Annotated in this window: 12 protein-coding genes; 3 read left to right on the forward strand and 9 right to left on the reverse strand. The window is 59.9% G+C overall.

What is annotated here, in order from left to right; all coding sequences use genetic code 11:
- Positions 1-43: 43 nt before the first annotated feature.
- The 8 genes from TM1040_RS01685 to TM1040_RS01720 all read right to left on the reverse strand — a co-directional run bounded on the left by TM1040_RS01685 (position 44) and on the right by TM1040_RS01720 (position 8,039).
- On the reverse strand, positions 44-1,054 hold the full coding sequence (locus tag TM1040_RS01685) for an ABC transporter permease (RefSeq protein ID WP_011536869.1): 1,011 nt from the start codon (positions 1,052-1,054) through the stop codon (positions 44-46).
- On the reverse strand, positions 1,051-2,553 hold the full coding sequence (locus TM1040_RS01690) for a sugar ABC transporter ATP-binding protein (RefSeq protein ID WP_011536870.1): 1,503 nt from the start codon (positions 2,551-2,553) through the stop codon (positions 1,051-1,053). The genes TM1040_RS01685 and TM1040_RS01690 overlap by 4 nt, the downstream gene beginning before the upstream one ends.
- Before the next feature lie 61 nt (positions 2,554-2,614).
- Positions 2,615-3,685: a TMAO reductase system periplasmic protein TorT gene (torT, locus tag TM1040_RS01695; protein WP_011536871.1), complete on the reverse strand. Its 1,071-nt coding sequence runs from the start codon at positions 3,683-3,685 to the stop codon at positions 2,615-2,617.
- Between the two features lie 91 nt (positions 3,686-3,776).
- On the reverse strand, positions 3,777-4,748 hold the full coding sequence (locus TM1040_RS01700; protein WP_011536872.1) for a biotin-dependent carboxyltransferase family protein: 972 nt from the start codon (positions 4,746-4,748) through the stop codon (positions 3,777-3,779).
- The gene (locus tag TM1040_RS01705) at positions 4,738-5,613 is read right to left on the reverse strand and encodes a 5-oxoprolinase subunit B family protein (RefSeq protein ID WP_011536873.1); all 876 of its coding nucleotides are present in this window, start codon (positions 5,611-5,613) and stop codon (positions 4,738-4,740) included. Before TM1040_RS01705 ends, TM1040_RS01700 begins: the two co-directional genes overlap by 11 nt.
- Positions 5,610-6,986 (reverse strand): acetyl-CoA carboxylase biotin carboxylase subunit, encoded by a 1,377-nt coding sequence (locus TM1040_RS01710; protein ID WP_011536874.1) that lies wholly within the window; start codon positions 6,984-6,986, stop codon positions 5,610-5,612. The genes TM1040_RS01705 and TM1040_RS01710 overlap by 4 nt, the downstream gene beginning before the upstream one ends.
- A gap of 3 nt (positions 6,987-6,989) precedes the next feature.
- Positions 6,990-7,223 (reverse strand): acetyl-CoA carboxylase, encoded by a 234-nt coding sequence (locus tag TM1040_RS01715; protein ID WP_011536875.1) that lies wholly within the window; start codon positions 7,221-7,223, stop codon positions 6,990-6,992.
- Between the two features lie 36 nt (positions 7,224-7,259).
- A complete protein-coding gene (locus tag TM1040_RS01720; protein ID WP_011536876.1) occupies positions 7,260-8,039 on the reverse strand; it encodes a 5-oxoprolinase subunit PxpA in 780 nt (259 codons plus the stop codon).
- Positions 8,040-8,318: 279 nt separating this feature from the next.
- On the opposite strand from TM1040_RS01720, the gene TM1040_RS01725 reads away from it, so the two are divergent.
- Positions 8,319-9,236 carry a LysR family transcriptional regulator gene (locus TM1040_RS01725; protein ID WP_011536877.1) on the forward strand — a complete coding sequence of 306 codons (918 nt, stop codon included), beginning with the start codon at positions 8,319-8,321 and terminating at the stop codon, positions 9,234-9,236.
- On the opposite strand, the gene TM1040_RS01730 is transcribed toward TM1040_RS01725, so the two are convergent.
- Positions 9,233-9,805 (reverse strand): cupin domain-containing protein, encoded by a 573-nt coding sequence (locus TM1040_RS01730; protein ID WP_011536878.1) that lies wholly within the window; start codon positions 9,803-9,805, stop codon positions 9,233-9,235. The genes TM1040_RS01725 and TM1040_RS01730 overlap by 4 nt on opposite strands.
- A gap of 146 nt (positions 9,806-9,951) precedes the next feature.
- Between TM1040_RS01730 and TM1040_RS01735 the strand changes: the two genes are divergently transcribed.
- Complete coding sequence (locus tag TM1040_RS01735; RefSeq protein WP_011536879.1) at positions 9,952-11,229, forward strand: 4-aminobutyrate--2-oxoglutarate transaminase; 1,278 nt, start codon at positions 9,952-9,954, stop codon at positions 11,227-11,229.
- 1 nt (position 11,230) lies between these two features.
- On the forward strand, positions 11,231-12,700 hold the full coding sequence (locus TM1040_RS01740; RefSeq protein ID WP_011536880.1) for an NAD-dependent succinate-semialdehyde dehydrogenase: 1,470 nt from the start codon (positions 11,231-11,233) through the stop codon (positions 12,698-12,700).
- Positions 12,701-12,784 lie beyond the last annotated feature (84 nt).

The raw sequence follows: 12,784 nt of genomic DNA on the forward strand, positions 1-12,784 counted from the left end.
CCCTTGGCAGACCTCTGCGCGCCCGAGCCATTGTCGGCAAACGTCAGTTTGTGCCCATGATCATCCGATAGCGCAGCTGGTCAAAGATCACCGCGAGGATCAAAAGCGCGCCCAGAAGGACCATCTGCATATAGGAAGACACCTGCGCGAGGTTCATTCCGTTTTGCACCAGAACGATGAAGAACCCGCCCAGAACCACGTTTTCGACCCGGCCGATGCCGCCGCGCAGGGAAACCCCGGCGATCACGCAGGCGGCGATGGATTCGAGCGTCAACGACCCGCCGAGGTTGGCTTCGCCGCTTTCCACGCGCGCGGTCAGCAAAAGCCCTGTCAGCGCGGCAATTAGAGCGCAACCCACATAGGTCATCATCAGCGTCCGTTTGGTGTTGATCGCAGAAAGATGCGCCGCCTTGATGTTGCCGCCAACCGCATAGACCTGGGTACCGAGCGAGGTCCGCGACATGAAAACCCACATGACCGCTATGCAGATCATGGCGACAATGACGGGCACCGGCACCCCCCAGAGGCGGCCAAAGCCAAAGACATCAGCAAAGGCAAAGGGCAAGCCCGACACGGGCACACCGCCGGTCAGCAGCAGTGCAGCGCCCCCCGCGAGCGACGACGCCCCAAGCGTCATGATGAAGGGTGAGACATCAAAATAGGCGACCCCGATCCCGTTCAAGAGCCCCACGCAGGCCGCCGCCAGAAGCCCCGCCAGCGCGCCCAGAAGGATCACCAGAAAGATCGCATCGGGAAAGATACCCGCAAGCCAGACCATGGCCGTAGCACTGACAACCGAGGTCAGGGCAATCGCGGTCCCAACCGAGAGATCAAAGCCGCCCGAGATCAGCACCAGCATCTGCCCCAGGGACACCAGTACCAGATAGACCGACTGACGCATAACGTTGACGATGTTCTGACCGGTCAGAAACTTGGGCGACAGCAGGCTAAACACCACCAGCGCCGCCAGCAGGAAAAAGGGGAGCACCCCCACCCGGACAAAGATTTTCCGGATCACTCCGAAGGGATTTAATGGCAGGATTTGGGTGGTCATTGTGAGGCTCCGGTTTCATCGAAGAAGTATTTGAGAACAGTGTCTTCGCTCATCTCGTCAGCGCTCAGCCTGGCGGTGATGGTTCCATGCGCGAGGACCAGGAGACGATGGGCGATATTCATCGCTTCAGGCAGATCAGAGGAAATAACGACAATCGCCTTGCCGGCCTCAGCCAGTTCCTTGATCAACAGGTACAGGGCGGCCCGAGTACCCATATCGACACCGACCGTGGGCTCGTCAAAGATGATGAGATCGGCGTCCTGACCAAAGCATTTGCCAAACAGCACCTTTTGCTGGTTGCCGCCTGAAAGTTGCGAGGTGGGCTTGCTGCGATAGCCTGCGTGCAGCTCCACATGATCGGAGATCTGATCGATCCTGGCGTTGACAGCCCCCCATGGAATGAAGGGCCCGTGGCCGCTGTGGCGCTGGCCGGAAATGATATTCACCGCGAGGTTGTCGCGCGCGTTTTTGGCCAGATCCAGACCCTCCGCCTTGCGATCGGGAGAGAGATAGTACATGCCGCGCGTAATGATCTTGCGGGTGGGGGCATTGGTGATGTCGGCGCCTTTGAAACGGATGCTGCCGGATTGAACAGGGGTCAGCCCCATCACCGCGCGAAACAGGCGCGATTTTCCTGATCCCACCAATCCAGCCACCCCTAGCACCTCGCCACGGCGCACCTGAAAACACGCCCCTGAAATGCCCGGGGCGGTGAGGTCAGAGACCTCGAGAAGTGTCTCGCCCGGCGAGAAGGTGATGCTGGGGTAGATCTGGTCAAAGGCGCGCCCCGTCATCATCTCAACCAGGGCGTCTTCATCGGTCTCGGCCATGGCCACAGTCCCGATCACCGCCCCGTCCCGCAGGACCGTCACGCGCTCTGCGATGCGCTCAAACTCTTGGATGCGGTGCGAGATATAGACGATCCCCACCCCTTGCGCCTTGAGTTTGGCAACAAATTCAAACAGGTGATCGACTTCGCGATCCGTTAGAGAGGCGGTAGGCTCATCAAGGATAAGCACGTTGAGATCACCGTGAAAGGCCTTGGTGATCTCTACCATTTGCTGCTGGGCGCGCGACAGCTGGGCGACGATGGCGGCGGGGTCAATGTCGAACCCCAATTCTGCGAGCATCTCGCGCGCGCGGGCACGCATCGCGCGGTGATCCAGAAACGGGCCGAAGCGCAGCTCCCATCCCAGAAAGATATTCTGGGCGACCGTCAGTGTCGGGATCAGCGAAAACTCCTGAAAAACGGTGTAGATCCCTTTGGCTTGCGCATCTGCCACGCTCTCGAATTGGACCTCTTCTCCGTTCAGCAGCAGGCGACCTTCGCTTGGGGCATTGGCGCCTGCAAGCATGGAGATCAGGGTGGATTTCCCCGCCCCGTTTTCGCCAAAGAGCACATGCACTTCGCCCGGCTCCAAATCAAAATCAACGTGATCCAGCGCGACAACGCCGGGGTATTTTTTGGTTAGTCCGCGAGTCTCGATCAGCTTGGACATCACTTGTTCCTTGAAAAAAGCAGGCCGAGCGGGGAGAGGACCCGGCCTGCAAAAGTGTCGCTTATTGCGTGACGCTGAAAACCGGAGAGAACCCGTCAGGCGGCAGGATATTCTCGCGCGCAACGTCCTTCACGTTGTCCTGGTCCACAACAAAGATCTTGGGCCCGACGTGCTTGAGGTAGTCCTTGCCCTCCAGCACCCGCACCGCCTGATCGACCGCGACACGGCCCTGAATCACCATTGAATCCGCAGGCGCACCGGTAATGAATCCGCGCTGAATGCCACTGTAGACCCCCGGCGTCATGTAGAACGCGAGGATGTCGACCTCACCCTTGAGGCCCCGTTCGCGGATCACGCCCTGCGCCGCTTCTGCGGTCACGGCCGTGCCTGCAATATACGAGATCTCGGGATTGGCCTGCAGCACGTCTTCGACGAGTTTGAGCTGCGCCTCTTTGCCGGTGTCGCCATAGCGCGGCTCCAACACCTTGACTGCAGACCCTTCAACCGCGGCCATAAAGCCGGTATTGGCGGCCTCGACCCACCCCGCGCCTGCGGGGCCCGGGAACCAGCCGACGGTCACAGGATCCGCGCCTGCGGGATGTTTTTCGGCAAGGTATTTGCCGGTCTCAAACCCCATGGTGCGAAACGAGACCAGTGATTTGGCGGCAATCTCCGTGGAGGACACACCGTTGATGACATCGATCACCGGGATGCCTTTGCCCGCGACCTCGCTGATGACATTGTTCAGGCCGTCATAGGAAATCGCCCCGACGATCACCGCGTCCGCCCCGCTGGCCACGCAGTCCTCGATCTGGCTGATCTGGGTGTTGAGCTCGGTATAGCCGCCCGCCTCCACCACATTGAGATTGACGCCGAGCCGCTCGGCTTCGGCCACCACGCCATAGTCGACGCCCAGCCAATAGGCATCTTTCATATGCGGGAAGGACACGCAGATATTCCAAGGCTTCTCGGCGGCGGCGAGGGGTTCATAGGTGATCTCGGCAACCGAGCCGTCGGCGGAAAACGCCGGTGTGACCTCTTCGGCAGGATAGGGGAACCACGCCTCTTGGGCCGTGGCAGGCAGCGCCACCGACAGCAAGAGCGCCGAGGCCGTGTTTAGGAAAAGCTTCATCGTTCTGACTCCTTGTTGGTTCATCAGGTATTGGGCGAAAGACAACGCCGGGCTGATTTTTAGGTGGAGACGAGCTCCGGAGCGTCAGGCGCTAGGAGAGCGCCTGACGGATCTGCTCGATGGTCTCTTTGCGGGCCTTTCGAGCGGCAAGCGCCTGATCCATATCAACGCGCATGAATTTGACCGGCGTATTGGGCTGCAGTTGGCCGATCAGGTCCATATCCGCCGAGATCACGGCCCCGAGGGTGAAATACCCCCCGCCCGAGACCGCGTCGCGGTGCAAAACGATGGGCTCGAGCCCTCCGGGCACCTGGATGGAGCCATAGGAATAGCAGCCATCGACGATGTTGGACGGGTCTGATCCGGCTCCAAACGGTTGATCACGATCAACAAATTCCATCGCCTGCCCGCCTCTGAACCGGTAGCCCATGCGATCTGCTTCCGGGGCGACGGTCCAGTCATCCTCAAAAAACGCTGCCTGGCTTTTTTCGGTCAAACGGTGCCAGTAGAGGCCGGGAAGCACGCGCAAGGCGGCGGGTTTTGCAGGGCGGCGGCGCAGCGCGTCTGGCACTATGCGCCCCTCCGGCATCCCCGCGCCCCGCCCCAGCGGGATCACATCTCCGGCCGCAACGGGACGGCCCTCAAAGCCGCCAAGCGCGCCGATCGCGTAGGTGGAACGAGACCCCAACGCAGGCGGCGTGTCGATCCCGCCTGAGACGGCGATATAGATCCGCGCCCCCTCTTTGAGGAACCCAAACGAGAGCACCTGCCCGGCTTTGACCGAAATGCTCGACCACGTGTTGCGTGGCATGCCGTCCAGCAGCACCGGCAGCTCAGCCCCGGTCACAGCGACGGTCATATCCGCGCCAAACTTCACCTCGGGGCCCATAAAGACCGCCTCGAGACAGGCCGCGCCATCCTCGTTTCCGACCAGCATGTTCGCCGCCCGCAGCGCAAGGCGATCCATCGCACCGCCCTCGGGGATTCCAAGATGGAAATAGCCCGGGCGCCCCAGATCCTGCACAGTGGTTGCAAGTCCCGGCTTCACAATCTCAAGCGTCATTGAGGGCCTCCATCAGTTTGGCGTTGAAACCGGTCATGTCCTTGTTGAAGGCATCGAGATCAAAGGCGACCTCTGCGATCTTTGGCACATAGCTGCCTGCTTCGACCTGCGCGGTAATCGCGTCATACTCTGCGCGGTCGATCGGCTTCCATTTGACGATGTCACCGGGGCGGAAAAAAACCATGAAGTCCTTGAGATAGCTGATCTTCTGCTCGGGATCGAAGATCGGCATCGGGGTGATCCCGAACATCTGGTAACCGCCTGCCCCACGCACGGAGTAAATGCAGGAAAAACAGCCCCCATAGCCGACCGTGAGCTTGGGCGTATCGGTGCGGGGGCGCAGGTATTTGGGTACCTCCAGCTGTTTCTGGCGCTCGACCAGCTGATAGAGGAAGGGCAGACCTGAGACGAAACCTACCATAGACACGAACCACGGTTGGGAATGATGCGCCTCGATGAAGGCCGCAGCATCGTCATACCCGTTGATCCGCGCCGCATAATCCAGATCGGTGCCAGAGGGGTCCTGATGCCGCTCGCGAAACCGCATCAGGGTCTCATGCGTCCAGGGGTCTTCGTAAAACACCGGGATCTCGATAATCCGTGTGTCGAGACGTTTCTCTTGCGCTTTGGCTGCGCCTTCGAGTTCCCGAATGCGGGCCATCATCTCGTCCGGCGCGATCACATCGGGATCAAAGCGCACCTCAAACGAAGCATTGGCCGGGCAGATTTCGGTGACGCCCGGAATATTGGCCTCGCGCACCAGTTTGGACAGCGAGAGCGCGATAAAGAAGGCGTCGAGAGACATCTCATCGTCGATCTCGACGTAGACATGTTCGTCCCCTCCGTAGGTATAGCGCGTCTTCATGCGGCATCTCCTTTTGCAGTGAGATTCCCGGCCTCTAGCCAGGGTTCGAGCCATTGGGTGTGAAACGCGCCCGCGCGGACATCGGGATCAGCCGCCAGCGCAAGGTGCAGCGGTGCGGTGGTCTTTGTTCCGTCGATGTCCAATTCGGTCAACGCGACAACCAGCTTGTCGATGGCGGCTTCGCGGGTCTCGGCGTGGACGATGACCTTGCCCAGCAGCGAGTCGTAAAACGGCGGGATCTGATAGCCCTCGGACAGAAAGTGATCAAAGCGCACCCCCTCGCCCGTCGGGATTTTCAGGGATTTCACCTGACCGGGCCAGGGCATGAAGTCCATGAAGGGATCCTCGGCGCAGAGGCGGACCTCGATCGCATGACCGGTGCGCGTGATCTGGTCTTGAGTCATAGAGAGCTTTGCCCCGGCGCAGACCTTGATCATCTCGGCCACCAGATCGACACCGGTGATCATCTCCGTTACCGGGTGTTCAACCTGGATGCGGGTGTTCATCTCGATAAAGAAGAACTCATTGCTTGCCGCGTCATAGAGATATTCAAGTGTCCCAGCGCCACGGTAATTCACGGCCTTGGCCAGCGCCACGGCAGAGGCGCAAAGTGCTGCGCGCGTTTGCTCGTCCAAACAGTCGGCCCCGGCCTCTTCCCAGACCTTCTGCCGCCGGCGTTGCAAAGAGCACTCGCGCTCAAAACAATGCACGGCGTTTTCGCCATCGCCCAGAATTTGCACTTCGATGTGGCGCGGCGACAGGATCGCACGTTCGACATAAAGCCCCCCGTCACCAAAAGCAGCTTCGGCCTCGGCTTTGGCTTGTGGCGCGAGCGACTTTAGCTCTTGCGCGGTGGTGGCCACGCGAATGCCACGTCCGCCGCCGCCAGCCGCGGCCTTGATCATCACCGGGAACCCGATCTCTTCGGCAATTGCTACCGCTTCGGCGACGGTGTCGACGCGCCCTTTTGATCCGGGCACGACTGGCACGCCTGCGGCTTCGGCCGCTTGCCGCGCGGCAACCTTATCCCCCATGCGTTCGATGGTATCGGCGCTGGGACCGACAAAGATCAGACCCGCGTCTTCGACCGCACGGACGAAGGTGGGGCTTTCGGACAGGAACCCATATCCCGGATGAATGGCGTCGGCGCCCGTGTCCTTGGCAGCGTTCAGGATGGCCGCGATGTTGAGATAGCTGTCTTTTGCGGGAGCAGGGCCGATCAAAACCGCCTCGTCGGCGAGTTTGACAGCCAGCATATCGGCGTCAGCTTCGGAATGGGCTTGAATGGTGTGGATGCCGAGGGCTTGCGCCGCGCGGATAATCCGCACCGCGATTTCGCCCCGGTTGGCAATGAAAAGTCGTTGGATTGTCATGGCTTATTCCAGTTCCGCCACCACGTCACCGGCGGTGACAGGCGTGGCATTTCCGACTCGGTACTGGACGAAGGTTCCCGCTTCTTCTGCGTTCACCTGAATGAAGGTCTTCATCACCTCGACGAGGCCGATGACGTCCCCAACGGCGACCGCGTCGCCTTTGACCTTGAACGGCGGCTCTTCGGGAGAAGCCTGATGATAGAATGTACCTGGCAGCGGAGATTGGATGTCGGACATGTCGGTATCCCTGTTGTTGTCTTGTTTTGACGCAGCTCAAGCCGCTTGAAGCACAGCCGAAGACGGCGCGATCGTGATGTTGTTTTCAGTCAGCACCCGGCGGATCGCGCGGCCGATCTCGACAGCGCCGGGCGTGTCGGAATGAAAGCAGATCGATTCAAAGGCGATGTCGATGTCGTGTCCCTCGACCGTCGTCACCTTGCCCTCAAGGCAGGCCCGAAGGCATTTCTGGGCAATCGCTTCGGGGCTCAGACGCCCTACCTTGCGGGTAAAGACGATAGAGCCGTCCTTGCCGTAATCGCGATCAGCATAGAACTCGCGCACCACCGGATGACCGAGACGCTGCGCGATGGCACAGGTCTTGGAGATGTCCATGCAATAGACGATCAGGTCTCCACTGATTGCCGCGAGGCTCTCGATCATCAGTCGCGACAGATCTTCGTTGCGCGCGGCCTCCATATAAAGCGCTCCATGGGGCTTCACATGCTGCAGGCGGATGCCGTGGCGGCGTCCGAATTCGCGCACCGCGCCGACCTGATAAATGATGTCATTGACCAATTCCTCGGGCGTGGTGTCGATGTAGCGACGGCCAAAGCCCTGGAGATCGCGGTAGCCGGGGTGCGCCCCGAGGCCCACGCCGTAATGGTTGGCCAGCTTGATCACGCGATCCATAGAATTTGGATCTCCTGCATGAAAACCGGCGGCAATATTGGCGGATGAGATCAGCTCCATCAGTTGATCGTCGGGCGCCTCGCCAAGCACCCAATGGCCAAAGCCTTCCCCCATATCGCAGTTGAGATCGACAATTTTTCGCATCACACGCCCTTGGAATTTCTGATCCTTCGAGCATGAGGAGCCGACCCCATTTTTGTAAAGTTCATTTATCGAAAACTACATTATCGGATTTTCCGAACTTATTTTCACAAGAAAAGTTCAATATTGCAGGCTGGATAGCGCCTAGGACCGAGAGTATTGAGGTTTTCCACGCAACCCATGAGTGCAGTATCGGATATTTCGATAATCTGATTGCGGAGTTTCTGAAAGCGCTCGATAGTCAGGCGCAGACTCTGCTCCCACTCAGGAAAGGGCAACGCGATGAATCTGAGGCAGCTAAAGTACTTTCTCGCCACGGCCGAACTGGGACAGGTCAGTCGGGCCGCATCGGAGTTGTCGATTTCCCAATCTTCCGTCACCACGGCGATCCGAGAACTCGAGCAGAGCATGGGGACGACGCTGTTCAACCGTACCGCGCATGGGATGGATCTGACGCCCACCGGACGCGACCTGATGAGCGCGGCGCGGGATGTGATGGAAAAGGTCCAGATCGCGCAGGACATCGGCCAGAACCATTCCGATGTGACCGGCACCATCAATATTGCCGCGACCTATACGGTCTGTGGCTACTTCCTGCCCTATCATCTCGACCGGCTGAGCCACCGGTTTCCAAACCTGACAATCAACATCTCCGAGCTGAACCGCGAGAGCATCGAAGAGGGGCTGATCTCCAATCGCTTTGACGTGGCGGTGATCCTGACCTCGAACACCTCAAACCCCGAGTTGGCGACGCAGACCCTGATGCGCTCTCATCGCCGTCTTTGGGTGCCGCAAAATCACCCGCTGGCCGGGCGCGAATTTGCCAGCTTCGAAGACGTCGCCGCGCAGGATTACATCATGCTCACTGTCGATGAGGCGGCCAACACCTCGATGAAATACTGGGGACCGACGGGTCTGATGCCGCGGGTCAGGATGCGCACGTCCTCGACCGAGGCGGTGCGATCCATGGTGGCCAACGGGCTTGGGGTCACGATCCTGTCGGATATGGTCTATCGCCCCTGGTCGCTGGAGGGGCGGCGGATCTCAACCGTGGTGATGGACCGGGAGATCCCCTCGATGGACGTGGGGCTGGCGTGGCGGCGCAATCAGGAGATGCCCAATGCGGCACGCCATTTTGTCGATTATTTCCGCAACGCCTATCTCTCACCGCAAATGGCGCATACTGCCTGGCGCGGTTAAAACGTCGGTGGCGTACAGGCGCTGACCAGCACGCATTTTTCAGGCCCGACCTGGCGAAACCGATGAGGCGCGCGGCTGTCGAAATAATAGGCGTCGCCGGGGCCAAGGATTTTGCGCTGCGCACCCACCGTGATCTCAATCCTCCCTGAAAGCACGATGCCCCCCTCTTCGCCCTCATGGCCATACATCACCCGCCCGGTATCCGCGCCGATCTCGTAGGTCTCGTAGAGGATCATCATCTGGCGCCCAAAAAGATTGGCGCCCACCTGCTTGAGTGAGACCTTGCCCTTGCCGATTTCGGTGAGGTCTTCGGCTGCATAAAAGCTGGCTTTCTCGGTCTCGGGCTCAAAGGCAAAAAAGTCCGAAAGGCTGATCGGAATCCCGTCGAGAATACGCCGGAGCGCGCCCACCGAAGGGTTCATCTTGCCCGACTCGATCAATGAGATCGTCGAGTTCGGCACGCCGGTTTTCTTGGCCAACGCACGTTGTGACAGGTTGGCCTTTTCCCGCACGCTGCGCAGACGCGGGCCGAGGTCCTCGTCTGCGCCCTGAGCGTTAGATATGTTCACTATCCGAAAACTCCTGTGATCCAACTTATTAAATTCAGTATCTTAGCACACACAAGAAACAGACTATCGCATAAAATTCAACGCCATATTCTGCGCTGCATCTCAACACCTGGGCGATTGCGCCCCTCCACACAGGATTGATCCAGATGCTCAATGCCGAAATCTCCATCCGCCGCAACGCTGCCATATCCCGGGGAGTCGGCATGCAAACGCAGGTCTATGTCTCCCGCGCAGAAGGGGCCGAAGTCTGGGACGTCGAAGGGCACCGCTACATTGATTTTGCAGCCGGAATCGCGGTGGTGAACACGGGCCACTGTCACCCCAAGGTGATGGAGGCCGTGCGCAGCCAGAGCGCGGCGTTCACCCATACCTGCCATCAGGTTCTGCCCTATGAATCCTACATTCGTCTCGCCGAGCGACTGAATGACAAGGTCCCGGGTAACTTTGATAAAAAGACCGCCTTCGTCACGACCGGGGCCGAAGCGGTGGAGAATGCCATCAAGATCGCCCGCGCCGCGACGGGCCGTTCCGCCATCCTCGCGTTTGGAGGCGGGTTTCACGGGCGCACCTTCATGGGAATGAGCCTCACCGGCAAGGTGGCCCCGTACAAAAAGGGCTTTGGCGCGATGATGCCCGATGTGTATCACGTCCCCTTTCCCGTTGATCTGCATGGGATTTCGACGGCGGATGCGCTGGGGGCGATTGATAGACTCTTCAAGGCGGACCTCGATCCTGATCGCCTTGCTGCCATCATTCTGGAGCCCGTTCAGGGCGAAGGCGGGTTCTACCCCGCCCCCAAAGAACTAATGCACGCGCTGCGCGAGCTCTGCGATGCCCATGGGATCTTGCTCATTGCGGATGAGATCCAAACCGGATTTGCCCGCACGGGACATCTCTTTGCGATGGAAGGCTATGATGTTGCGCCCGACCTCACCACGATGGCCAAAGGGCTGGCCGGAGGGTTGCCGCTGGCGGCTGTCACCGGGCGGGCCGAAGTCATGGATGCCGCAGCACCGGGCGGCCTTGGCGGCACCTATGGTGGCAACCCGCTCGGCATTGCCGCCGCGCATGCGGTGTTGGATGTTATCGAAGAAGAAGACCTCTGCACCCGCGCCAACGCGCTTGGGGCGCGGCTCAAACAGCGCCTGAGCGCTATTCAGGAGCGCGTGCCCGAGATTGCCGACATCCGTGGTCCCGGTTTCATGGTGGCTGCAGAGTTCAACACCACCGATGGCTCAGCACCCAACCCGGAGATGGCAAACGCCATCCGCACCGAGGCGCTTGAGCGGGGATTGGTGCTGCTGACCTGTGGAGTCTACGGCAATGTGATCCGTTTTCTCGCCCCGATCACGATACCGGATGCGGTGTTTTCCGAGGCTCTCGAGATCCTCGAGGCCTCCATCCTGGCTGCAAAGGACGCCTGATATGAGCACTCCAACTTCCCTCTCCCTGCGCGATCCGAGCCTGCTGGAAACCCGCGCCTATGTGAACGGCCAGTGGATCAATGGCGCCACCACTTTTGATGTCATCGACCCAGCAACCGGGCGACTGGTGGCGGAGGTGGCCGATCTAGATGTGGCTGCCGCCGCCAAAGCGGTGGACGCCGCCCACGCCGCCGGACCTTCGTGGGCAGCCCTCGCTGGCAAGGAACGCAGCAGTATCCTGCGTCGCTGGCACGATCTCTTGGTTGAGAACGCAGACGACCTTGCCACCATACTCACCGCCGAGATGGGTAAACCCTGGGCTGAAGCACGTGGCGAGATCCTCTATGGCGCCTCCTTCATCGAATGGTTCGCCGAAGAAGCAAAACGCATCTACGGCGATGTCATTCCTGGCCCGCAGCGTGACAAGCGCATCATGGTGCTGAAGCAACCCATCGGCGTCGTGGGTTCCATCACGCCATGGAATTTTCCCAATGCCATGATTGCGCGCAAAGTTGGCCCGGCGCTGGCTGCAGGCTGCACCTTTGTCGCCCGCCCCGCAGAGCTGACCCCCTTGTCGGCGCTGGCGATGGCGGTACTGGCCGAGCGGGCCGGGATTCCTGCGGGTGTTTTCAATGTGATCCCTTCCAATGATGCGCCGGGGGTGGGGCGAGAGCTCTGCACCAATCCGAAGGTGCGCAAGATCACCTTTACCGGCTCCACGCGTGTCGGACGCATCCTGATGGAACAAGCTTCTGGCACCATTAAGAAAATGTCGCTCGAGCTTGGTGGAAACGCACCCTTCATCGTATTTGATGATGCCGATCTCGATGCGGCGGTCGAGGGGGCGATGATCGCGAAGTTCCGCAACAATGGTCAGACTTGCGTCTGCGCCAATCGCATTTACGTGCAGGCCTCGGTCTATGATGCCTTTGCGGAGAAACTGGCCGGAGAGGTGAAGAGCTTGCAGGTCGGGAACGGCTTTGATGACGCCACGACTGCAGGCCCCCTGATCAACGAAGCCGCCCTGCGCAAGGTTGAGGCGCATATCTCCGATGCGGTGGGCAAAGGCGCGCGGATTGTCACCGGCGGGCACCGCTCGGATCTGGGCGGAACGTTCTTTGAGCCCACCGTGCTGCGCGATGTGAACCCGCATATGGTGGTGTGCCACGAGGAAACCTTTGGCCCGCTTGCCGCGTTAGTACGCTTTGACAGCGAAGAAGAGGTGATCGCCCTAGCCAATGACAGCGAGTTTGGTCTTGCCGCCTATTTCTATGCGCGGGATCTCAGCCGGGTCTGGCGGGTTGCCGAGTCCCTCGAAAGCGGGATGGTCGGAGCCAACACCGGCCTCATCTCAACCGAGGTCGCTCCCTTTGGTGGCATCAAACAATCGGGCCTCGGACGCGAAGGGTCAAAATACGGGATCGACGATTTTGTTGAGCTGAAGAACATCTGTCTCGGGGGAATGAGCTGATAAAAGCGCAATAAAAACAGGCCTGTGCGATGTCTAAGACAGCGCGCAGGCGGATCGCGATGGGATCAGCGCGCGCGAGCCGCA

This window comes from Ruegeria sp. TM1040 (genome assembly GCF_000014065.1).
GTDB lineage: Bacteria > Pseudomonadota > Alphaproteobacteria > Rhodobacterales > Rhodobacteraceae > Epibacterium.